Genomic DNA, 21,054 nt, shown 5'->3' with positions numbered 1-21,054 from the left:
TATTAGTTCAATACCTTATCTTCACCAAACCACTTTTTCGAAATTTCAGCAGCTTTGCCGTTCTTGTGCAGCTCATCCAAAGCGGATTGTAGCTGCGTCAGCAACTCGTCGTTCCCTTTTTTCACGCCGATGCCGTACTCCTCAGGGGCCAGCGATTCACCAAGCAGCTTATACGTTCCTGGCTCTTTGGACATGTAGTATTTGGCTACCACTTCGTCAATGACAACCGCATCCAGACGTCCGGTTTTCAGATCGGTCAAAGCGAGCACATTATCGGGATACTCAGATACCTTCACCTTGCTCTTGATCGGGTTCGCATCCAGTGCATCGGCAGCTGAGGATAATGTTTGAAGACCTACGTTTTTGCCCGCCAGATCATCCAGCTTCGAGAGGTTGGATTTGGCCGGGAGCGCGATCACCTGACTATTTTTCAGATATGGCTTCGTAAACAGCACCTTTTCCTTGCGCTCATCCGTAATCGTGTAGCCGTTCCAAATCAGATCAATACGGCCGCTGTTCAGCTCGGATTCTTTGGAAGACCAATCAATGGGCTGAAATTCCACTTGCTTGCCCATTTGCTCCGCAGCCGCTTTGGCATAATCAATATCAAAGCCGGTTAGCTCGTTATTTTCATCTCTAAAACCCATCGGTGCAAATTTATCATCAATTCCGATAATCAGCTTGCTGTTATCCTTACCACCGGAACATCCGGCCAAAACGATCATAATCAATCCAATCATCATTGTAAACATGGCTGTTTTTCTCATCTTATTCCCTCCAGCAATGGTAACCTCCCTATCCAAAGGACAGGCGGCAAACACTTTAGTTCGTTAACACGTTATCAGAGTATCATCATAACATACCGCAAGATACTCGTCGAGAGGATGGAGCGGAATCTTAGCCTTATAAAAATGGAAAACCTGTGACGAAAATTTGACCAATGTTCTATAATGTAAAACCTTACCTTGACATGTCACCTAAACCGTTTTATCATTCCCAGGGTAGAACCTGAACTGATCCGTAAACTGGACATACAGCAACGTACGCTATTCCGTCAATTGGTATTCAAGCAAAATGCCTCCTCAATAACTGAGATTTGTAGGCTATTGAACGCTGGTGAACGGACGGTAAGAGAAAAGATTAAAAAATGGATTGAAGAAGGGTTCCTGGAACCAAAAGATCCGGAAGCGCAACGTATCCGTACCATCGTTCTTTCAGTCCAATATGAAGAGCTTGCCGTCGATATTCGCAATGAATCCGAAAAATATCAGTATCTTTTGGGTAGTAATGACTAAATGGACAGTATCCACCATGTTTCATTTGTTTCAATATGGATAACACAAAAAAGAGAGTTCCGCGAAGTTTAATCGTGGGACTCTCTTTTTTTGATATCTATTCTTTTTAAAAAAAACTTTGTAGCATTCTCACATTACGAAGGCTTAGTCCGTCTAATTTACCATCTGCGGCGTTCGTCGCCTCTCAGGGGAAAGTCGCTTAGATCTCCGAGTTGGTCATGCGCATCTTTGTAAATTCGGATCATAGCTTGTACCTTGTTAAAATCGCTGTCTTCCGGGCCGAATCCTTCCATATACATTTTTTGAATGATATTCTGGAAAAATTCGATACGCTGGCGGATGGATTCCTGCTCCATATGCAGCACATCTTCAAAGCTGTGTGCCCCAGCAAATTCAGACAGCTCATCTGGCTCCTGCTCTTGATATCGCTCTCCCCGGGTTTCGGGATTGAGATCAATAGAGGTACGCAAGGCTGACAACAAAATATTTTCCCGTACCAGCATGACATGAAAATCCTTGTTCTTAAACAGGTCTGCCACGATCAGACGGCACATTTCCTTATTTTGCAACAGAATTCCGTCAAAAGGATGCAGCGTCCACACACCGTAATTAAAAAACAAATTAAAATTAAAGCTGCTGCTCCCATACTGATACACAATGTTGATTTTCGATTCGTCGATGATTTCAAATGAAAATTCCAGCATGCATTCTCCTTTAGGATTCCAATATTTAACTCTATCCTATCAGAAAATGCATGATTTTCAATAAAAAAATTTATTTCACAGCATCATTGAATTCCACGATAGAATCAGCTTGTTCACTACTGGCAGCTACAAGCAGATAGACAATCACACACCCCAAAATAAAGGACATCATACGCTCGTTCTCTCCTTTGTCATTTCACTTTTTAAGAGTTTATGCACGAGATGGCTATGTATGATTATCATGTCCGTTATTAGTTGCCCCCAAACCAAAAAAGACGCCTTTCAGGATCACTCTGGCGTCTTTTCAATAGGTTAGGTCTATTATTTTACATTTGTAAAATCAGTTCAGAAACGAGCTTAGTCCTTCGGAAGAATCTTTATCCTTCAAACTCTGGGGCTGTTCCTTCCCCTCTATACCCAGACGTTGGCTGAAGTTGGCATTGATTGCCGTCATTTTGCTTGTATAATCATGGCAGCTTTCAATAATTTGACGGTTGGATTTTTCGGACAGATCCAAAGCAGATACCAAATCCCCAATCGCCTGATTTACAGCCTCCAGTGACATCGAAGGCTTGCTAAGTAAATCTGTCGTTCTCTCGGTCGTCGTTTTGAGAAGCTTGGCATTTTCCTTGAATTGATTCTCAATCGTACGATTCGTGGCATCCACGGCTGAAATGATTTTGTCCTGGTCGGCCAGTGCCATCGCAATCATAGCCGATACAGTGATCAAATTCGACGTTTTATCAATGGCATTATTCACGGAATCAATCAGTTTATCATTATTATCATTAATAATATCCGTGGCCGCAATCGCCTGATTGTAGAGCAAAATCATTTCGGTCATCGACTGCGTGCGAGTAACCACCTTGCGCAGTCCCCGTTCCAGATGAGACTTCCTCAATTCATTCTCCGGCTTGGCAATCTCAGTCTCGAACAGCTCCTTCAACCGATTACCAAAGGCGATCTTCGTCTGCAAATTGTAGATTTCCTCAATGGAAGCCTTTTTCAACTGCCTCATGCTGACAATATTTTCTTCCAGATTGTCCTTACCGTCTCTCAAGGCTGTAATGATTTGCTCGATGTTTGTTTTGACCGACTGATACTTGTAAATGTAGTTCTTCAGCGGGCTTTTCCGTAGCAGCTTGCCGAAAAAGCTCACATTTTTGCTCTGCTGGAGCGTTTCACATTCATCCCGCAGCTTTAAGATCATGTTCGATACCTCAGCCCGGTCGCTGGACATGAGATCGTTCACTGGACGATCCAGCATTTTAAGAGTCTGTCCCGCACGCTCCTGCGTTTTGACCCCTAGCTTCCCGATGTCGTCCATTAAGGTATCCAGGCTCATGACATCGCTCTGTGACACCTTCTGAATGAGCTGAGAAGCCTCCTCGGTCACCTTTTGTTCGTCTTCTTTTTTCAATTCAGCCCATGGGGTCGCCATAACGCTAACCTCCTATTCTACACAATAACCGTTAACCAACGGCTAATAGTTATGGTTCAGAGCAGCTATGCTGCTGATTTTTTTAAAAAACACCCTACAATTCGGAACTGCTATACCGCTGGTGAATCAGCTCGGCTTTGGTTTGTAATTCAAGCAGATCCTTGTGCTCCACCGTGGATACAATCACCGATATCTTGCTATCCACATCCCGCAGGCCGTTTAATAACGTTCTCCGGTTGGTTCGCTTGGCATCACCGCTGAGCCGGAGAAACGGATTAATCAGTCCGTTCAGGTCCTTCAAAATCAATCTCCGAACTGTGTGGTTCACTTCGCTGTTATTTAATTCATGCAAAAGCGGAATCACCCGCTGCAAACGTGCGAACAGAGCCAATGCCTTCTCGACGATCTCGTTATCGAGCGAATCCTTTTGCCCCTCGGAGATCACCATATCCTCCAAGACCTCTAGATACTCCATGACCTGAGCAAATTCGCTGCTCACCTGTTCAGATAAGCGTGGTTTTCCAGTTACAGGCTCCGTTGGTGCCGAGGCTTCCTTTTCAATCTTCTGTGTCTCAACAGCTTGTACCTGCTCTACCGGAATAACGGAACCCGTGAGATTGGGTCGGGGATGGCGGATAGCCATAACAACATTGTATCCCCCTAAACAAATGACCGGAATCGCCAAACACACAAACAACGGCAGCCACAAGCTCAGCAAAAGCGCAATCAGATAGCTGCCCACGGCAATCGTGGTTCCCCACATTTTTGACGTCATAGCTTGTACCTCCTGACGTAAACCCTTTTCATATTGTAGAAAACACACTCTACCTGTGTCAATGTAAGGATTTACGTATGGTGATCGGCTGTTCGATATGACTGGCTAGAATGTCGTATTGCGGATGAAGCGAGCCGACCTCGTGGCCCAAAGCCGATTTCACCGCCAGATAAGGAAAATTGATGCCGGACAAGCAGGATACATGCAGCCCGCCAGACATCCGCGGATTGATCTCCAGCAGCTTGGGACGCTCGTCGTTATATTTTACCTGAATGTTATAATTGTACGGAATGTGATACGCCTCAGCCACCTTATGCGCCACATCCAGCAGCTCGGTATGCTGCTCCAACAACCGTAATCGCCCTCCCGCCTTCCTGCGTGGAACTGCTGCCAACAGCTTTCCGTTTCGATCAGCCAGACAATCAATACTGTATTCATAGCCCTCCAGCAGCTCCATCACCATCAGGTTGGGGAACGACTCTGTGGATGACAATACGCGATGTGCCTCCTCGAACGAGATATGATTCAGCGCATGACCGAACAGTTCCTCCAGTGGGTTACGTTCGTTGTCGATGATGCGAAAGCCCATTCCGCCCTCTGCATTACATGGCTTGAAGCATACCTTATGCCCGCGTGCCGTTAACGTTTCATAAGCGTGTTTAAACTGCTCCGCATTGCTGGCAATGGCATAATCGGGAATCGCGACAATATCCTTTTGGCGAATGGATTCGTAAAACAGATCCTTTTCCATTAACTGCCTCAGCAGCTCGGTATCCCGGCATACGATGACCTTCGTTCCGATTTCGTCGAACAGATGAAGATTTTTGCTAATATCAAGCATATTCCACCGTGGAATAAATACATCAATTCCGTGACGCTGACAAAAATCCGCACAATAACGTGCATACTCCACGCCACTTATGCGCGGCTCCACCTCAGCCACATCACTGGCCTGTAATGCCATATGCTGCGGGTCCGAGTGCGTCGCATAGATTTCGAACGGAATACCGTCCTCATTGTTACGAATCGCATTCATATAATGATACGCCACCGAAAACCAGCGGTTAAAATACACCTTGAGCTTCTTCACAGAGCCTTGCCCCCTTCCTGTCTTGAAATGAACTGTATTTCATGGACATAGGCCATAATCTCGTCCGCAGCATATACCCCCGACACATCCGTAAAACGGTAATTGACCTCCAGCTCATCCCGCAGCTGTTCCCGGTACAGCTCGCCATGACGTGGAGCAATCGCATAGTCGGCATAGTCCAGCAGACAACGGTCCAGCAAAGAATCCCCGGACGCTACAACAGGCCCTCCATCCGTGAGGTTACGGATATGCTCCACGGCTGCCTGTTTATTCACGGCCGCAGGCACCAGATACACCTTGCGCCCTTGAATGGATACCTCCCAGCCCATTTCACGCATGATTCGCGCCTGCTCCAGCACCTGCTCCAGTGGCATCCGCTCCCGTTCAATAACGAATGCGTAAAATAACTCGTCGCAGAAACGCTCACTTCTAACCCAATCCTCATGCAGCACCTGTCCGAATACACGACGTGCTTCTTCCGCATTAGCACCATCTCGACGTACCTGCTCGTGAATGCGGCGATTCCACTCCCGATCCACCTCGCCTCCAACGATGATGTTACCGCCATTACTGGTCACGGCATACGCCGGAACCAGCTCCGTTTGAAACACCGTGATCCGTCCATACTGTGCCATTGTGCGAGTCGTCACAGGCATAAATATCACGTCTGGCGGCAGCGCCTTCAGCAGTTGGAGGGCCTGTGCTGAAATAAACGCCGCTGTTTCCCCTTCAATGTGCTCCGCAGGCAGCAGCCCAGGCGACTCCAACGGCACGCCAAGCGAGCGTTTGGAGTAAATTAGCGTCTGATCCAGATCGCTTGCGTAGATCATTCTTGTCCTCCCTTAAGCGGCTTGATGATCCCACAGCAGGAATAGGTCAGACCTTCAAACACCTCGACAGGCACTCCCCGGTCCTTTGCCAGCAGTATAATATGCCGAAGATTCGGATTATCCTCACGGTCAATCAGGATTTTCCATGGCACCCTGCGCAGCAGTACACGGGTCGTCTCCCCCACACCGGGCTTGACCAAATTGATATCCTGAATACCAAAAGCCTTTTGTATCGCCTCGATATCCCGTAAGCCCTGCCACGTCACCACAGGTGGATTCGTTGTCATCTGTTCAGCATACGTAGCGGCGGTTTCAGCCACATGTTGAAAGTAACCGCAAACCGTATCCACAAACGTATTGGACTGGTCGACCGACCGCCAGGATTCATAAAATTTGGCCCCATGAAAATCGTCTGGGCCTATCAGATCGTCGCGCAATACCGTCCGGCTCATCAGACCCGAAACGGTCGAATTCAGACATGCGCTCGGGATCAAATAATCTTCCCGCGTACCAAAGGTATCCGAGCAGCTCCCCGGATCGGCTAGCACCGCCAGATCATCATTCAGGTGCAGCCCGTAATCTGCGTTCATCTCACGGCAAGCCTCAATCAGCACCTGCCGAATTGCCCCTTTTCCCGTCCAGCCATCGACAAATTGGAGCTCCATATCCAGCCCGTGCTGCTGTAAAATATACAAAATAGCATTCCGGTCAATGCCTTTGCCGCGAATAATGGAAATGCTGTAATGCGGCAGGGAAACACTGTACTTCCAGTCAATGTACCGCTTGATCAAGATACCGATGGGCGTTCCTGCTCTGGCAAGCGACACAATCGCCGTGTTCAGACCCCTTTTTCTCACAATCATTTCAGCCACAGAAGCTGCGGCTAATGCGACTTTTTCGGCCGATTGAGCAAGCGTTTCGTGAAACAGTGCAATATACTCCGCTGTAGGCTCATATTCCACCGGAAGCATTTCTGAATAATGGACGCCTGACTGAATCGCCTCTTCACGATCCTCGGTCCCCTTTTCCAACGTAACGCGGCTCAAATCCTTCAATAAAAAAGTAACATCCGATGCAGGATAGCTCCCCAACGGCTCGGGTGGATGAATGTTCTTCTGCTGTATTTGCTTCATGAGTGTCTGCTTCATATCCGCGCTCCTTTACTCTCCTGCTCAGCTAAACGATTAAAATAAACAACATGCACTTGGTCGCAGCCAAGATGGGTCAAGGCATCCAGCATGGGCTGCATTCGCTGCGCTTCTGATTCCCTTTCGATCAAAACAAAGATCTCGTCATACTGACCAGGGTCTACATTATAAATAAAATTGCGTACCGTCCCATCCTCAGGCGAGGGATAAGGCACACCACAAGCTACGCCATATCCTTCCTCACGATGGGGGTAAACCGGGCTACGCGTCGTCGACTGATAATACACATTCGGGCCTAGCTCCGCTGCAATCCGCATTGGAATGTACATAAATTCCCCCGTGCCCATCACCAGCGTGCGCTGCCCTGAACGAAGCTTCTTCAATCGTTCCGCAGTACGCGTAATCTCCGCATCCAACGCAGTATTATCAGCCGATTGCAGGCCGAAACGACCTGTATATTTCAAATAAGGAGCCTGATTGGCGTATCCGTCCGTTGAAATCGAGCTGTGTACTACCCGTTCAAAACCAGACGCAGCCTCTGCAAAACAGTGGTCAATTATTCCAGAAGCATCTGTCGTATCCTCTGCTATGCTGGTAGCAGCATGTTCTGCGTGCCTGGCTCGCCCACCGTATTCTGCGTGATCCAGCATTGGCACTCCCTGTACCTCAATCTTTCCTTTGAGCAAGCTTAAAGGCGTAATCGTAATGCCCAGCTCTGCCTCCAGATCGGTGAAGGCCTGCTCATCGCTATCTGTCCGCCAATCCAATAACGAAGCAATCACATATTGCTTTCTTGGAAAATGTTCCTGAATATCCCGAATAATATTAAGGGTCGTTTTGCCCGTCGTGATTTCATCATCTACCAGCACAATGGGGCCATCTCCCTCAAATACTTGCTCATTCAGCGCATAGCAGCGATGATCAACAGCATGCGAATGCTCTTCTTCAAACCGAATGATCGGCTGAAGACCCGGAATATCCTCGCGTGTCGTATGAATATACGAGGCACCGTCCGCAAACACCTGATACATGGCGTGTCCCAGCGCCGTAGCCGTCTCGGCAAAGCCAACAAACTTGATCGGCTCCGCAAAGGCCAAACGTTCTTCCATCAGCTTACGATAAGCTTCTTGGGCATAGTGCGAATCCAGAAGTCCCTTCACAGCCTCTCCAATCAGCTCATCCATCTGTTGTCCTGCCTGTGGGACAAGCTCCTTGTACAGCAGTATAGCCAGCGCCGCACCACTCAACAAAGAGGTGTAAGGGTTCACCGGAATATGCTTGCCCAGCACCTTGCTGACAAACAAAAACGAACGCTTCTTGTTCACCCGCGCCGCCATCGCAAACAGCTTGTCTACTGGAAGGCAGAATGGATTATGTGTTTCCGTAATTTTAACGCTGAACTGCTCCAGGATCGGCAGCAGATGTGTTTTCGTGGTTGGGTAAGAGACTGACAAAATGTTGTTGTTCATGTAACACCCCGTATACTTTTGATCTGTTTATAATACGATAAGCCCAATTTAAATGCGGCTTAATTTCATTCATTTTGTTGGCATAGGTGCTTTTGAATACACCCAGACTACCGTCATTACGCTCCACAATCGCGAGGGCATCCATGTACTCTTCATGTGTCACTGCGTACATGGCCTGTACCGGCTTAATATGGGAAGGATGGATGATTGTTTTGCCGATGATGCCATTTTCCTTGTCCATCATGACCTCTCGTATTAGTCCGTCCACCGCATCTGAAATGAAGTCCATTCGCAGATTGCGTCCCTGCTTACCAAATGCATCCTCAAAGGGCGACACTCTTAATTGAGGCTTAAATACACGTTCCCGATGGGAGAAATATTCCCATACTGGGCCGGAAATGACATAATCCGAATCTACCCGTCCAAACAAGTTAATAATATCAGCGATGCAATCCCGAATGACGGCAATTTCATAGATTGTAATATCCGGGCTACGTCTCAAGCCGAACAGGCTGGAAAAATCAGTTGCCCCAATTCGTACATTCAGCACATATTCCTCATACTCATCCAAAATCTCTTTGATCGACAGCAGCTCATTCCAGCGGGTTTCCCGATAAATAATGTTGGAGCTTTCGAGGATCGGTAATCCGTACAGCACAGGGATGTTCCGTTCAGCCTTACCCCGGTTATATCTGGCAATGAGTTCAAAATATGCTCGTCCATTGTGAGAAGAAAACTTGGGCAAAACAAAGCCTGTCAGCAGCGACAGAGATTCTCCCAACCCGTTCAGTAGCCGTTCCAACTGTTCCACAGATCGCACACGTACAAACAGCAGCGGTAAACTCTGTTCACTCATCACGCCTGTCCGTACATACGATAATAGTTGAAGCAACTGCTGTGTCAGCGACTGTTCTGCCTGCCCGACCTGCTGATCCCCTATGGCATCCTCCAAATCCAGCATGACCGTCGTCAATCCTTCATGTTTTCCATTCTTGATCTCTTCCGCTACTTCCGAACGGGTCGCAGGCATGTACAAAGCCGCTCCTACCGCATAAGCCAATACACTTTTTGGGGATCGGTTATTAAATTCTGACGGCGGCGTACAAAAGATCGCTTCTACTTCCTCAGAGGTCAAATCATTAAAATATTTCAGGGCCTTCTCCTCCTCTTGCTCTTTCTTGCCTGACTGAAGCCCTGTGCCTCGGGTATACAAGAAATCCCCCCTTAGGTTCAGGAGGGATTTCGCTATACTTTGTACATTAAGCCTCTTCGTCGGCCTTTTTCTTTCTTTTCGTCGAGCTAATAAACATGGTGCCTACAAAGACGGCAATCAAAATGCCGAAGAATAAAACCTGCGACATATGAAAGCCAAAAGCAGCAGCCAGCATCTTACCCCCGATAATGGCGATCAAAATAAAGGCTGTCTGTTCCAGTTCCGGAAATTTATCAATGAGCTTGAGGAACACTTGTGCAACACCACGCATCATCAGAACGCCGATAATACCACCCAGGAACAGAACCCATACCTGTTCGCTTACACCAAAAGCGGCAATGACGCTGTCAACACTGAAGGCAATATCCATCAGTTCGACCATTAATACGGTTTTCCAGAAAGAAATAGGTTTGTTCTCCACTTCTCCATCCGCTTCGGACTTGAATAAGCCCTTATATGCAATATAAAGAAGATAGGCCGCACCCAGTACCTTAATCAGCGTGAACTTAATCAGGAATGTACCCAAGCCGATCGCGAGGAACCTGAATATATACGCTCCCAAAATTCCGTAAAACAAGGCTCTCTTTTGTTGCTCCTTCGGTAAATGCTTAACCATAACTGCGAGAACCAAGGCGTTATCCGCCGACAAAAGACCTTCCAGCAAAATGAGAGTTCCAATAATCCCCCAACTCACCGGGTCAGAAAGTGTAGCTACAACATCACTCCATGAAAAAAAATGGCCGTAGTTCTCGCTGATATTTTTAAATAAATCATTCAACATGAAAAGAGTGCCTCCGATAATTCAGTTTATTTGCTACCCTGCGACCAGCGCATGCCCCAGTTATATGCACGATCCAACTCACGATGGCCGCCATAGAACTGCACGAGTCTTTCAATGCTGAACGTTTCATCGTTCACGTTTTGGAGCATGGCAATCGCACACATCCCCTTGCGGTTGTCATGTTCGTTCAAGTGAACAACAATGTCCGGTCCGTCCTTCTGATGCAACGTGACCACTCCGTCCGCCTGCGACCAGTTCGTAACCCCTTCATAGATAAAGGTAAACACCAAAATTCGCTTGATTTCAGAAATTTTAGCGCCGTTGATGCGGAGATTCTCCCCTGTTTTCACAGACCCTGTACGGTCGTCGCCGTCCAAAGCAATGTATGGGAAGCGATTCAGCGAGCCGAAAGCTTCACCCAGCGCCTGAACCACCCCTTTATCTCCGTCCTTCATCTCATACAAGCAGCCCAGATCCAGATCGACACCCTTGGAGCCACGACTGAAAAAGCCCTTGCTCTGCTGTACCTGATTCCAGTTCAGATTGATCAGGAGCTCTCCTAATCCACCTGAGCCTTTTTTCAGATTGATGGTGTCGCCCTTCTTCTTCAGCTCAATTTTGCGCAGGTTCAGATTCACTGGTGTTGCAGATGGCTCTGGCTTCGGAGCAGGTGGCGCTGGCGGCGGTGTTGGTGCTGGTCGAGGCGCTGGAGGCACTGGCGCCGGAGGAGCCGGATTATTTTCCACTTCAATCCCAAAATTGACGCACAACGCATCCAATCCACCGGAAAAGCCCGCGCCAATCGCGTTGAATTTCCATTCCCCGTTATGGCGATACAGCTCACCAATGACAATGGCCGTTTCCACTGTAAATCCGCTGTCCAAATTAAGCCGCAAAACCTCTCCGCTAACCGGATGAGAAAAACGAATGAATCCGCCTTGAACCTGTCCAAAATTTTGCCGTTTCTGATCCGCATCATAAATCGTCAGCGTGAACGCAATCTTCTCAATGTTGGCAGGAATCCGCGTTAGATCAAGTGCAAATTGCTTTTTGTCACCCGACTGTTGTCCGTCTGAATACGTGATGAAGGGCGTGGTCGGATTGTTGTAAAAGATCAAATCCTCATCGCCTGACACCTTTCCTCCAGAGCCTAACAAAAATGCCGAAGTATCCAGTTCCAGTGTCGCTGGGGACTCCCAGCCGATCCCTACGTTGACCTGGGTCAGACCCGGATTCGTTTTCGTCAAATCTGCCTTCTGTCCCTTTACTACGATAACAGCCATGATTGTGTCACCTTTCTGTCCGTTTGTCATGTGTCAGCGCATGCAATTTAATGGCCTAAAAAAAAGGGTAGCGCCCTATGGACACCACCCCAAGTGGATATTATTGAGCGTCCAAGCCATAGTTTTTAGCAAGCGCACCCAATCCACCAGCAAAGCCGCTACCGATTGCCTGGAATTTCCAGTCCGCATTTTGACGGTAAAATTCACAGAATACCACGGCCGTTTCAGTGGAGAAATCCTCTCCCAAATCGTAGCGCAGCACTTCACGATCCGTCGCTGCATCTACCACACGTACGAAAGCATTGGACACTTGTCCAAAGTTTTGCGCACGCGCCTCGTAATCATAAATGGTAACCGTGATCCCGATACGGTGGATGTTCGCAGGAATCTTCGCAAAATCAACGATGATTTGCTCGTCATCCCCATCCCCTTCACCTGTGCGGTTATCGCCTGTATGGGTCACAGATCCTGCTCCGCCGTTTGGATTGTTGTAAAATACAAAATCATCCGCAGCTTTTGCTTTGCCGTCTTCATACAGCAGGAAAGCCGAAGCATCCAGGTCAAAATCCGCGCCACCGCTGTATTTATTCGTATCCCATCCAAGACCTACGACAACACGGGTCAAGCCGGGATTGGTTTTGGTCAGATCAATGCGTTGTCCTTTGGAAAGACTAATAGTCATACCGCATACCTGCTTTCTTTGTACAGATTTTAGTTACGCCAAACCGTAATCGCGAGTCAATCCTGCAAGACCATCCTGATAACCACTACCGATGGCACTGAATTTCCACTCACCGCTGTTACGATACAATTCGCCTACAACAACGCCCGTTTCGATCGAGAAATCTTCTCCCAAATCAAAGCGGATCAATTCTTCATTGTTCGCTTCATTTACGATACGAGCATAAGCACGGGACACTTGTCCAAAGTTTTGGCTGCGTTCTTGTGCTTCATAGATTGTAATTGTAAAAGCGATCTTTTCTACGTTAGCTGGCACGCTGCCCAAATCAATTTTGATTTGCTCGTCATCTCCGTCGCCTTCGCCAGTACGGTTATCCCCAGTATGGACGACAGAGCCGTTCTCATTTTGCGGGTTATTGAAAAAGACGAAGTTCTTATCCGATTCTACTTTACCTTCTGCATTAGCCAAAAATACAGATACGTCCAGGTCAAAATCTTTACCGCCATCGTATTTATTCGTGTCCCAACCCAAGCCAACCGTGATTTTGGACAAGCCTGGATTTGTTTTCGTCAAATCAATCTTTTGACCTTTGGATAAGTTAATTGCCATGATAAGAACCCCTTTTCCATAATTAAGTTTGGTATTCGTAAAATAAAATTACATGTAGCGCTGAGCCAGCACATCAATATGTACGGCATTCGTGCCTTCACCGATGGCAGCAAACTTCCATTCGTCGTTATGACGATAGAGTTCTCCACAAACCAATGCAGTCAGCCCTTCATAATTGTCAGATAAATTAAACGTGACCAGTTCCTTGGAATTAGAACCGTCCAGAATGCGGATATACGCTTTCTCGATCATGCCAAAATCCTGTTTCCGGTTTACGCAATCATATATATTTACAACAACAAGCACTTTGTGGACACTGGCAGGAATACGTGCCAAGTCAATTACAATTTGTTCATCATCACCGTCACCTTGTCCAGTCAAATTATCACCGGAATGTACGATTGAGCCACATGGGCTTTTTTTATTGTGGAAGCATATTACGTTATCCGACTGAGTCAGTTTTCCGTTGGCGTCCAACATAATGGCAGAAGCGTCACAATCAATATTCGGTTGCTTCTTGAAGCCAAAAAATCCTTTGGACTGCACAGGGTCCCATCCCAATCCAGCAATAACTTTGGTTAGACCTGCGTTTCCTTTGGTCAAATCAATTTTCTGGCCCTTAACCAGATTAATTACAGCCACTGATTAACACACCTCCCTTCCGTAAAATTTACAGACTAAATTCAGACGGATTCAAACCCAGCGCACCGCAAATTTCAGCGACAATTCGTTGTTCATCTGCATCAAAGTCACCGTCAGCAGCACCAATGGCACTACATACGCCAACGACGAGTCGGCCCACTTCAGGCTTGCCTTTCAATTTGCCAATCGCTTTGAGTGCTTCCTGTTTGCCGATTTCAGGCGAAAATTCAAAGTTCGCTACATAGTGATTGAAACGGCTAATGACCTCGCCCATATCAAACACTTTCAATTCTTCACTGAGATTTATGTATCCGGCCATCTTTGATTTCTCTTCCGGACTAATGGTACCGTCAGCAAAGGCTACCAGCGCACAACCCGCAACAACAGCTTCCATGAAATCTTTATTTTTAAACTTCTTAACCTGGTCTCCAAGACCCTTCTTAGTCGTGCTCAGCCAATTTTTAAATGTACTCATGTTGCCCTCCACAAAATCGTATTTGGGTGAAACGCATACTAGTTAATTTCTTCCTTTACTATAACCTGAATTACGATCTTTTTCTACAATAATATACAAAAATACGGTAAATCCGGTCTATTTTTTGTCGGTATCCTCTCTATCTTTAGCCCTATTTTCTGAAAAAAGACCCTCTTCCATCATCTATCATTTGGTACCCTAATTGCAAGTCCATAGATACCACACAGATATAACCATATGGATTATGAAGCTAAATACAGCCCTATTCTTCTAGATGGATTGACAGTTTGAGAGGAACAAGATATCATTCTATCAAATCACAAGTATTTCGCTAGGAATAATATAAAATAGTACAGCTAATTTAGGAGGAAATTTCACATGACCGCACCTTTGACTAGCCTAAGATCGTCCTCTTGGAAAATAATTCCTCTATCCGCCGCTCTACTCATCGCTGCCTTTTCCAGTCCTGTTGATTCCTATGCCGCACCCGCGGCAGCCCCGGTCGTCCAGCAAGTAACCAGCTCCGCTTCTGGCTCTGTTACTGATTCGGACCACCAGCTCACCTATCTAAAGGACCGTTTTAACATCCAATTATCCTCATCCCCGACAAGAGGGGAATATATCGCTTCTCTTGCCACTGTGCTGAACCTGAACAGCTCAAGTACAGCTTCTGCGGACAAAAACACCGCCTTTACAGGCTTAAAGTCAAATGATCCGTTGTATGCCCAAGCGGCAGCACTGTATGCAGAAGGTATTCTGGATAACACTGACATAAAACCGTCTGTTCCCCTGACACAAAATGACGCGATCCGTATAGCTGTAAAAGCCGCTGGATTGACTGAGTTGGCTGCTACATACCCTGCGGATAAGGCGCAGGCCGTGCTAACAAAATCGGGGATTCGTACATTGGCTCGAACTGCTGAGACCCATCTGGCAGTCGCTGTAGATACAGGACTGCTGCCGCAAAGCGCGCTGTCCTCCTTCCAGCCGGGCGAGCAAGCCGATGCGTCATTCACCGCCGAGGTGCTAAGCCGTGTGCTGGCATTCCACGGCGAATACAAAAATGCCATCGGCCAAGTGCAGGACGACGATATTTTTGCTAAAATCCATCAGGCCTATAATACACAGATACTCGTCCAATCCCCGGAGCTGCAAGCCCTGTTCGACACAGGACTTCAGCAGAATCTGTTCACAGGCTACAATATCAAGGACAGCCGCTATGATGCCCATTTTGATCCGAAGCTGTCCCTCACCTATGGACACAGCGATCTCAAGCACGCGATCCAACTGATCGGGCTGCTTCGCAGCGAGGGTATTCAAGCCAATGTACAGCTAGAGCCAAAAACTTCGGCTTTTGTATACTTGAAAGAATGGGGACAGCCTGTCCAGACCGAAGACTATAAAGTCGCACAAAGCAACAACGGCAACTATATCGCCTACTCCAAGGAATATGACCTTGCCCTCGAATTTGCGACGATCGGGCAGAAGAATCGTTTTGACTCCATCATCAACCAATACGCCAAAAAGAACAGTAAAGACCAAGCCGGTCTGATCGCTCAGTCCTGGTGGCAGCCGCTCTATTCCTCCCTGTCCTCCCCCGGCTCAGCCTACACGGAGATTGCGAACAATCGGGTCAGCGCGGGACGCTATTACGCCCAGTCTTTTTCGCTGACGGACAAGGCTTCCTCCATTGCCGATGGCTTACGTAAGATCAAGCCAGGTGTAGAGGTGGAAAGCTACCACTTCTGGGTGGATGCTCCCTTTTATCGTTATTTGAACGGGGAAGCTCAGTAAAATTTAATTTAAAAAACAAAAGGCGCAGCCTTCCAATTCAGTGGAAGTCACTGCGTCTTTTTTCAATTAAGAAACAAAAAAATCTACAGACTTCTCCAGCTAGCGAGTTTTACAGTTTTCAACTGCCACTCACCGTTCCAGAAAAAAAGACTGTAGATTGTATAGATACTCCTATTCGAGTTGCTAATGTCGTTTCATACCCTGGACCACTTCTATTTATAGTCCTCCCAATAGCTGTATTCCATTTCATTCTCACCTTTGGTGACGATGATCATGTTTTCGATATGTCCGGTTTCCTTGTCAGTTCGGTAGATCATGGTGCGGGTTTCGCCTTCATCCGATACAGAGAATAGCACCTGGTCACTGATCATACCGCCACCGATGCCGACGACATGCTCTTCCCAGCCGGAGGCTGCGCTGGAACTAATGCTCGAGCCTGCGTCACTAACGCCAGTCCCACGCGACAAAATAAGACCTATGCCATATCCGGTGACGGTCTGGGCCGTTTTACCCAGAGCGTGCTCTCCGGCGGATTGGGTATGCTCTTGGACCCAATAATCATATTTGTCGGTATTTTGCTCGTAACTGACAATATTTCCTTTTTTATCTATATAAATATCCGTTTTCGTGCCATCCTTCCCCGTCAGCTCGGTGACGGCAACGAGAGAATCGGATGTGATCTTGGACGTTTCTCCTGTATTGTAATCTGTGCGGGTAACTGAATCCTCATATTGCAGCCGCAGGACGTTCATCTGGTCGTGGATTTTCTGCATAGCTTGCTTGTCTCCAATCGCCTCGGCATCTTTCAGGAGTTTGTCATATTGCAGGTATTTATCGGCGTCAGCCTGATCCCAACCATCTATGCTTTTGGGCGACTTGGAGGCATCCCCAGCATGGTTTCCAGCTTCTCCATCGCCCTCCAGCGCTGCACTTGCGCTCATAGCCGCCGCCAGCGCGGTCCAGAAGCCACGCGGGTTATCATCCGCGTTTCTAAACTTCGAAGCTATGCTTTTCAGCTCAATTTCAATGGATTGAACCTTGTTCAACACGGAAGAAAGCGTATATTTAGCCGTTCGATAGTCGTTATAAAAGCGATTTCTCTCCATACCGTCCCACTGGCTGTGAAGGCTGTTCATTGTGCTATCCAGGCCGTTTAACTGGTTATTCAGTGTTCCGTGAGCATTGGCAAATTGGGAGGCCACGTGATCCAGTTGCTCCGGTGTGACTTGAATTTTAGTTATGATGATCACATCCCGTCTATGAAAATAGGAGATAGGCATTATATTTTACAGTAATCCTTATTTTATATTGTAAGCTATAGAAGACAGACATTCATGAGGATTTATACGTATTTGTATATTCAGAAGCAGTTCCTTTGATATAATGAATCCATATGAGTTCATTTCGACAATACATTATTGAAAGTCAGGTGTAAGAACATGTCAGACAAAAAAATTATCTTTTTCGATATCGACGGTACATTACTGGACGATGACAAAAAAATGCCACTAACGGCTGAAAAGGCTGTCTTTGCTTTGAAAGAGCAAGGTCATGAGGTAGCCATTGCCACAGGACGCGCGCCGTTTATGTTCAAGGAAATCCGTGAGCAGCTGGAAATTGATTCTTACGTCAGCTTTAATGGTCAATATGTCGTGCTTCGGGGAGAAGTGGTTGCTACCAATCCGTTGAACAGAGAAGCTTTGCAAGTGATGACTGATATGGCTCTCACTCATAACCATGCGATCGTATATATGGACCATGCCAACATGAAGGCTAATATTCCTAACGATGAGCTTGTACAAAAATCACTTCAAACGTTCAAGGCCAAGCTGTCGGTTGGATACGATCCGCTTTATTTTCAGGGAAGAGATATTTATCAGACGCTGTTGATGTGTACGGTAGAAGAAGAACCCTTCTATGAAGCAGTATTCAAAGCTTTTGACTTTGTACGCTGGCATCCGAGTTCTGTGGACGTTGTTCCTCACGCCGGCTCCAAAGCAATAGGCATCCGCGAAATTACGTCCAGACTGGGCATTGCCGATGAAAATCAATACGCTTTTGGCGACGGCTTGAACGATGTGGAAATGCTGACGGCTGTACATCATAGTGTCGCAATGGGTAACGGCTGTGATGAAGCCAAGGCCGCAGCTAAAATGGTCACAAAACGCGCAGATGAAGACGGCATTTTGTACGGGCTGCAAAAGCTTGGCTTGTTATAAGCTAACAGGGTTGCTGACTGACTGGGCCATGTTTAGGGAAAAATAAGGTCTGTTTAAAGACTTACATCGAGAAAATAGGGGGTTGTCGTTGGAAATGGAGACGGAAGGCTTACGCAATGTTGAACAGCTAGCCATGAAGAAGTACAAAATTTACAAGCAAAGCCTGCTCCGCTATGTGGCTCGTTCCATGCTGGCGAGTATGTTCATCGGGTTCGGCGTGATTGTGGCCTTCAAGACGGGCAACTTTTTTTACATGGAGCAATCTCCATTCACTTATCCTATGGCAGCGCTCACGTTCGGGGCGGCCATCATTCTGATTGCTTACGGCGGCGGGGATTTGTTTACAGGCAACACCTTTTATTACACCTATGCTGCGCTCCGTAAAAAGCTGCGCTGGGGACAGGTGCTTCGGCTGTGGGCTGCCAGCTATGGCGGTAATTTGCTGGGTGCCGGGGTGTTCGCACTCCTTATTTTCTTAACTGGGCTGTTTGAGTCCTCCAATGTGAACAGTTTTTTGCTGAACGTGGTGGAGCACAAGATGGAAGCGCCCGCAATGCAGCTGTTCTTCCGAGCTATTTTGTGTAACTGGCTGGTCTGCCTTGCCTTTTTTGTTCCGATGTTTATGAAGGAAAATGGCGCGAAGATGTTTGCGATGATGCTGTTCGTATTTTGCTTTTTCATTTCGGGATATGAGCATAGTGTGGCTAATATGTGTACTTTCGCCATTGCGCTCGTGCTGGACCATCCGGGTACGGTCTCTGTTGCTGGTGTGATCCATAACCTCGTTCCGGTTACGCTCGGAAATCTGGTTGGCGGTGTGCTGCTGATGGGTGTGATGTACTATTCGGTGAATCTCCCGTTTTTGGACGAGGAGGAGCATTAAAAAAGAAGCCGTGGGATCTAAGCATTCCACGGCTTCTTTGCATTATTTTTAGTTAGAGCATGCAGCGTCTACAGGTGTTTACGTGTCTGTTATCCTTCTTGAGCAGGAAAATGAATAAATTCCTCCAGCTCCTTAAACAGTTTTTTGGGATTAACGGTGTCGGGTACCACCAGAGTCAGCGGTTCATCCAGCTTTAGCACATACATGCCCAAAATAGATTTGGCATCTGCCATGCCGCTTTTGCCATGAATCCAAATATCATAGGTATAATTCGAAACGATTTGATTGATTTTTTCAATATCCTTAACGTCTTTTACCTTGATGGGTGTCATCATTGCACAGCACTCCCCTGCCTTGAATTGGGACTTACGAAACAAGCCTCAACCTCACTTTACTCCATTTGTGAATAACGTAGCAAAATCTTAATTTAGAAAATGATATGCGGCGCGGAGCTGATTTTCCAGTAGCTGCCGACCTTTTCAAAATTCACGGTGATTTTCTCGTTCGCCTGCTTGGTTCCTGCCGGATAAGGCACAGTCAGCAGATAGCTGCGCTTAACCGGAGTCATCGTCACCATTTTCGCTGTAGCCCGATTGAACTCCAGCAGGTTACCACCATCTGCGTTCAGCTGAGCTAGTTTTCCGTTGGCTTCAACGAAAAATTTGCTGACAAATTGCTCACTGGCCTGCTTGGTGTAGGCCTGCGACAGATAGCTGATCAGCTTGGTCTTGGTGCCTATGTCCTCGGACAGATAGCGGTAGCTTTTGCCGTTCCACTGGAACGATTCGCCCACCGTGCTGCCACCGCTGATCGCGTACAGATAACGTGACTGCGCCTCCAGCACGAGCGGAATGGCGCTCTCGTGATTCAGCTTGTCCAGCTGCGTTGGCTTCACGCTGGCAGCCGCGGCTGCTGCTGGCGCCGAGGTGGACGGCTGCTGCGGCTTAGACGGCTTCGCAGTCGACGGCACGGACGGAGCAGCCGCTGGCGCTACCGGTGCGGATGGACGCGGTGCTGGCGCAGACGGAGCTGCTGGTGTAGCGGCCTTGGCGGAATCGACGGCTGGAGCCGGGGCTGATGTAGCTGGAACCGACGGCGCTTGTGCCGGGGCCGGCGTCGTAACCGACGCAGATGCTGCTGGCACCTGGGCCGGGGCTGCTGCGGCCGGACTGGCAAGGCCCGGCTGCGTCGCTTCCGCTGGAGCGGTCACGACAGGCGCGGCGGCGGCGGCCTGCGCCACGCTCATAAGTGCGGCTGCAATGCACAGCGCGGATAGCTTCGTATTTATTTTCATACCTGTTTTCATCATTACATGCACCTCCATAATCATATACCTGCATAAACTGCACACGTTTCTATTATAAGAATCTCCTGCCACAATTGGGTTGCTAAATTGTTTCTATTTGCCTTGATTTGTTCATTCTGCACGAAGTTTGTCCGTATTTGTCGGGCACGGTTCTTTTGACTGCTTCACCCGCTTTGCCTCCACCTCTTCCAGGGATCGTGACAGCTGCTTAACAGACCGGTCAAGCTGCTCCAATCTGCGGCTGAGGGTGACAAGGATGTATTTTAACAGAATCAGACTTAATGCAGCAGGGAACCCGACATTGGTTACGAGCGCAATCATACCTTCGGTCGTTAGAGTAGTCACATATCCCGCCTCCTTTTTCATACGTATATTTCACCAATAAGAACTAATGTTCCCTTTTTTATGAAAATCA

General features: G+C 47.5%; 23 protein-coding genes. 4 read left to right on the top strand and 19 right to left on the bottom strand.

The annotated features are described in order from the left end of the window. Positions 1 to 2 precede the first annotated feature (2 nt). Positions 3 to 767 (bottom strand): amino acid ABC transporter substrate-binding protein, encoded by a 765-nt coding sequence (locus ACIFO6_RS17630; protein WP_430042402.1) that lies wholly within the window; start codon positions 765 to 767, stop codon positions 3 to 5. Between the two features lie 198 nt (positions 768 to 965). Between ACIFO6_RS17630 and ACIFO6_RS17625 the strand changes: the two genes are divergently transcribed. Beyond that, positions 966 to 1,295 carry a hypothetical protein gene (locus tag ACIFO6_RS17625; protein ID WP_430042400.1) on the top strand — a complete coding sequence of 110 codons (330 nt, stop codon included), beginning with the start codon at positions 966 to 968 and terminating at the stop codon, positions 1,293 to 1,295. A gap of 158 nt (positions 1,296 to 1,453) precedes the next feature. Here the strand turns inward: ACIFO6_RS17625 and ACIFO6_RS17620 are convergent, their stop codons facing one another. From ACIFO6_RS17620 to ACIFO6_RS17555, 14 genes are all read right to left on the bottom strand, one after another. After that, positions 1,454 to 1,999: a hypothetical protein gene (locus tag ACIFO6_RS17620; protein WP_430042397.1), complete on the bottom strand. Its 546-nt coding sequence runs from the start codon at positions 1,997 to 1,999 to the stop codon at positions 1,454 to 1,456. A 340-nt stretch (positions 2,000 to 2,339) separates the two neighbouring features. Further along, a complete protein-coding gene (locus tag ACIFO6_RS17615) occupies positions 2,340 to 3,440 on the bottom strand; it encodes a toxic anion resistance protein (RefSeq protein ID WP_430042394.1) in 1,101 nt (366 codons plus the stop codon). Between the two features lie 94 nt (positions 3,441 to 3,534). After that, complete coding sequence (locus ACIFO6_RS17610; RefSeq protein WP_430042393.1) at positions 3,535 to 4,215, bottom strand: hypothetical protein; 681 nt, start codon at positions 4,213 to 4,215, stop codon at positions 3,535 to 3,537. Positions 4,216 to 4,273: 58 nt separating this feature from the next. After that, positions 4,274 to 5,305 (bottom strand): ATP-grasp domain-containing protein, encoded by a 1,032-nt coding sequence (locus tag ACIFO6_RS17605; RefSeq protein ID WP_430042391.1) that lies wholly within the window; start codon positions 5,303 to 5,305, stop codon positions 4,274 to 4,276. After that, positions 5,302 to 6,135 carry an HAD family hydrolase gene (locus ACIFO6_RS17600; protein WP_430042390.1) on the bottom strand — a complete coding sequence of 278 codons (834 nt, stop codon included), beginning with the start codon at positions 6,133 to 6,135 and terminating at the stop codon, positions 5,302 to 5,304. The genes ACIFO6_RS17605 and ACIFO6_RS17600 overlap by 4 nt, the downstream gene beginning before the upstream one ends. Further along, positions 6,132 to 7,283, bottom strand: coding sequence for a cysteine protease StiP family protein (locus ACIFO6_RS17595; protein ID WP_430042389.1), 1,152 nt, complete (start codon positions 7,281 to 7,283; stop codon positions 6,132 to 6,134). Before ACIFO6_RS17595 ends, ACIFO6_RS17600 begins: the two co-directional genes overlap by 4 nt. Beyond that, on the bottom strand, positions 7,280 to 8,620 hold the full coding sequence (locus ACIFO6_RS17590; RefSeq protein WP_430042499.1) for a phosphoribosyltransferase family protein: 1,341 nt from the start codon (positions 8,618 to 8,620) through the stop codon (positions 7,280 to 7,282). The genes ACIFO6_RS17595 and ACIFO6_RS17590 overlap by 4 nt, the downstream gene beginning before the upstream one ends. A 52-nt stretch (positions 8,621 to 8,672) precedes the next feature. Continuing rightward, entirely contained in the window at positions 8,673 to 9,887 is a 1,215-nt protein-coding gene (locus ACIFO6_RS17585; RefSeq protein WP_430042497.1) for an HpcH/HpaI aldolase/citrate lyase family protein, read from the bottom strand. A gap of 124 nt (positions 9,888 to 10,011) precedes the next feature. Beyond that, positions 10,012 to 10,746, bottom strand: coding sequence for a TerC family protein (locus ACIFO6_RS17580; RefSeq protein ID WP_430042387.1), 735 nt, complete (start codon positions 10,744 to 10,746; stop codon positions 10,012 to 10,014). Positions 10,747 to 10,772: 26 nt separating this feature from the next. Beyond that, complete coding sequence (locus tag ACIFO6_RS17575) at positions 10,773 to 12,029, bottom strand: TerD family protein (protein ID WP_430042385.1); 1,257 nt, start codon at positions 12,027 to 12,029, stop codon at positions 10,773 to 10,775. Between the two features lie 100 nt (positions 12,030 to 12,129). Continuing rightward, positions 12,130 to 12,711 carry a TerD family protein gene (locus ACIFO6_RS17570; RefSeq protein ID WP_430042383.1) on the bottom strand — a complete coding sequence of 194 codons (582 nt, stop codon included), beginning with the start codon at positions 12,709 to 12,711 and terminating at the stop codon, positions 12,130 to 12,132. 33 nt (positions 12,712 to 12,744) lie between these two features. Continuing rightward, a complete protein-coding gene (locus ACIFO6_RS17565) occupies positions 12,745 to 13,320 on the bottom strand; it encodes a TerD family protein (protein ID WP_430042381.1) in 576 nt (191 codons plus the stop codon). 48 nt (positions 13,321 to 13,368) lie between these two features. Further along, positions 13,369 to 13,962: a TerD family protein gene (locus tag ACIFO6_RS17560; RefSeq protein WP_430042380.1), complete on the bottom strand. Its 594-nt coding sequence runs from the start codon at positions 13,960 to 13,962 to the stop codon at positions 13,369 to 13,371. Positions 13,963 to 13,990: 28 nt separating this feature from the next. Then, positions 13,991 to 14,437, bottom strand: a complete 447-nt coding sequence (locus ACIFO6_RS17555) for a tellurite resistance TerB family protein (RefSeq protein ID WP_430042378.1) — start codon at positions 14,435 to 14,437, stop codon at positions 13,991 to 13,993. Positions 14,438 to 14,815: 378 nt separating this feature from the next. Here ACIFO6_RS17555 and ACIFO6_RS17550 point away from each other — a divergent pair, with 378 nt between their 5' ends. Then, the gene (locus ACIFO6_RS17550) at positions 14,816 to 16,231 is read left to right on the top strand and encodes a hypothetical protein (protein WP_430042377.1); all 1,416 of its coding nucleotides are present in this window, start codon (positions 14,816 to 14,818) and stop codon (positions 16,229 to 16,231) included. Between the two features lie 212 nt (positions 16,232 to 16,443). On the opposite strand, the gene ACIFO6_RS17545 is transcribed toward ACIFO6_RS17550, so the two are convergent. Then, the gene (locus tag ACIFO6_RS17545; protein WP_430042375.1) at positions 16,444 to 17,481 is read right to left on the bottom strand and encodes a WXG100 family type VII secretion target; all 1,038 of its coding nucleotides are present in this window, start codon (positions 17,479 to 17,481) and stop codon (positions 16,444 to 16,446) included. A gap of 189 nt (positions 17,482 to 17,670) precedes the next feature. On the opposite strand from ACIFO6_RS17545, the gene ACIFO6_RS17540 reads away from it, so the two are divergent. Beyond that, a complete protein-coding gene (locus tag ACIFO6_RS17540) occupies positions 17,671 to 18,450 on the top strand; it encodes a Cof-type HAD-IIB family hydrolase (protein WP_430042373.1) in 780 nt (259 codons plus the stop codon). Between the two features lie 94 nt (positions 18,451 to 18,544). Further along, a complete protein-coding gene (locus tag ACIFO6_RS17535) occupies positions 18,545 to 19,333 on the top strand; it encodes a formate/nitrite transporter family protein (RefSeq protein WP_430042495.1) in 789 nt (262 codons plus the stop codon). An 89-nt stretch (positions 19,334 to 19,422) separates the two neighbouring features. Here the strand turns inward: ACIFO6_RS17535 and ACIFO6_RS17530 are convergent, their stop codons facing one another. The 3 genes from ACIFO6_RS17530 to ACIFO6_RS17520 all read right to left on the bottom strand — a co-directional run bounded on the left by ACIFO6_RS17530 (position 19,423) and on the right by ACIFO6_RS17520 (position 20,984). Next, positions 19,423 to 19,668 (bottom strand): HPr family phosphocarrier protein, encoded by a 246-nt coding sequence (locus ACIFO6_RS17530; RefSeq protein WP_014279995.1) that lies wholly within the window; start codon positions 19,666 to 19,668, stop codon positions 19,423 to 19,425. A gap of 92 nt (positions 19,669 to 19,760) precedes the next feature. Continuing rightward, positions 19,761 to 20,627, bottom strand: a complete 867-nt coding sequence (locus tag ACIFO6_RS17525) for a DL-endopeptidase inhibitor IseA family protein (RefSeq protein ID WP_430042493.1) — start codon at positions 20,625 to 20,627, stop codon at positions 19,761 to 19,763. Positions 20,628 to 20,750: 123 nt separating this feature from the next. Beyond that, a complete protein-coding gene (locus ACIFO6_RS17520; protein ID WP_430042369.1) occupies positions 20,751 to 20,984 on the bottom strand; it encodes a hypothetical protein in 234 nt (77 codons plus the stop codon). Positions 20,985 to 21,054: the final 70 nt, after the last annotated feature.

Source organism: Paenibacillus sp. NRS-1781, assembly GCF_050467745.1.
Lineage (GTDB): Bacteria > Bacillota > Bacilli > Paenibacillales > Paenibacillaceae > Paenibacillus > Paenibacillus terrae_A.
This window is presented reverse-complemented; position numbering and strand designations above follow the sequence as displayed.

Coding starts and splice junctions, on each gene's coding strand:
- ACIFO6_RS17525 (WP_430042493.1), bottom strand. CDS start 20,627: ATGAAAATAAATACGAAGCTATCCGCGCTGTGCATTGCAGCCGCACTT.
- ACIFO6_RS17615 (WP_430042394.1), bottom strand. CDS start 3,440: ATGGCGACCCCATGGGCTGAATTGAAAAAAGAAGACGAACAAAAGGTG.
- ACIFO6_RS17610 (WP_430042393.1), bottom strand. CDS start 4,215: ATGACGTCAAAAATGTGGGGAACCACGATTGCCGTGGGCAGCTATCTG.
- ACIFO6_RS17590 (WP_430042499.1), bottom strand. CDS start 8,620: ATGGCGGCGCGGGTGAACAAGAAGCGTTCGTTTTTGTTTGTCAGCAAG.
- ACIFO6_RS17595 (WP_430042389.1), bottom strand. CDS start 7,283: ATGAAGCAGACACTCATGAAGCAAATACAGCAGAAGAACATTCATCCA.
- ACIFO6_RS17600 (WP_430042390.1), bottom strand. CDS start 6,135: ATGATCTACGCAAGCGATCTGGATCAGACGCTAATTTACTCCAAACGC.
- ACIFO6_RS17540 (WP_430042373.1), top strand. CDS start 17,671: ATGTCAGACAAAAAAATTATCTTTTTCGATATCGACGGTACATTACTG.
- ACIFO6_RS17530 (WP_014279995.1), bottom strand. CDS start 19,668: ATGATGACACCCATCAAGGTAAAAGACGTTAAGGATATTGAAAAAATC.
- ACIFO6_RS17570 (WP_430042383.1), bottom strand. CDS start 12,711: ATGACTATTAGTCTTTCCAAAGGACAACGCATTGATCTGACCAAAACC.
- ACIFO6_RS17575 (WP_430042385.1), bottom strand. CDS start 12,029: ATGGCTGTTATCGTAGTAAAGGGACAGAAGGCAGATTTGACGAAAACG.
- ACIFO6_RS17580 (WP_430042387.1), bottom strand. CDS start 10,746: ATGTTGAATGATTTATTTAAAAATATCAGCGAGAACTACGGCCATTTT.
- ACIFO6_RS17565 (WP_430042381.1), bottom strand. CDS start 13,320: ATGGCAATTAACTTATCCAAAGGTCAAAAGATTGATTTGACGAAAACA.
- ACIFO6_RS17535 (WP_430042495.1), top strand. CDS start 18,545: ATGGAGACGGAAGGCTTACGCAATGTTGAACAGCTAGCCATGAAGAAG.
- ACIFO6_RS17630 (WP_430042402.1), bottom strand. CDS start 767: ATGAGAAAAACAGCCATGTTTACAATGATGATTGGATTGATTATGATC.
- ACIFO6_RS17550 (WP_430042377.1), top strand. CDS start 14,816: ATGACCGCACCTTTGACTAGCCTAAGATCGTCCTCTTGGAAAATAATT.
- ACIFO6_RS17620 (WP_430042397.1), bottom strand. CDS start 1,999: ATGCTGGAATTTTCATTTGAAATCATCGACGAATCGAAAATCAACATT.
- ACIFO6_RS17555 (WP_430042378.1), bottom strand. CDS start 14,437: ATGAGTACATTTAAAAATTGGCTGAGCACGACTAAGAAGGGTCTTGGA.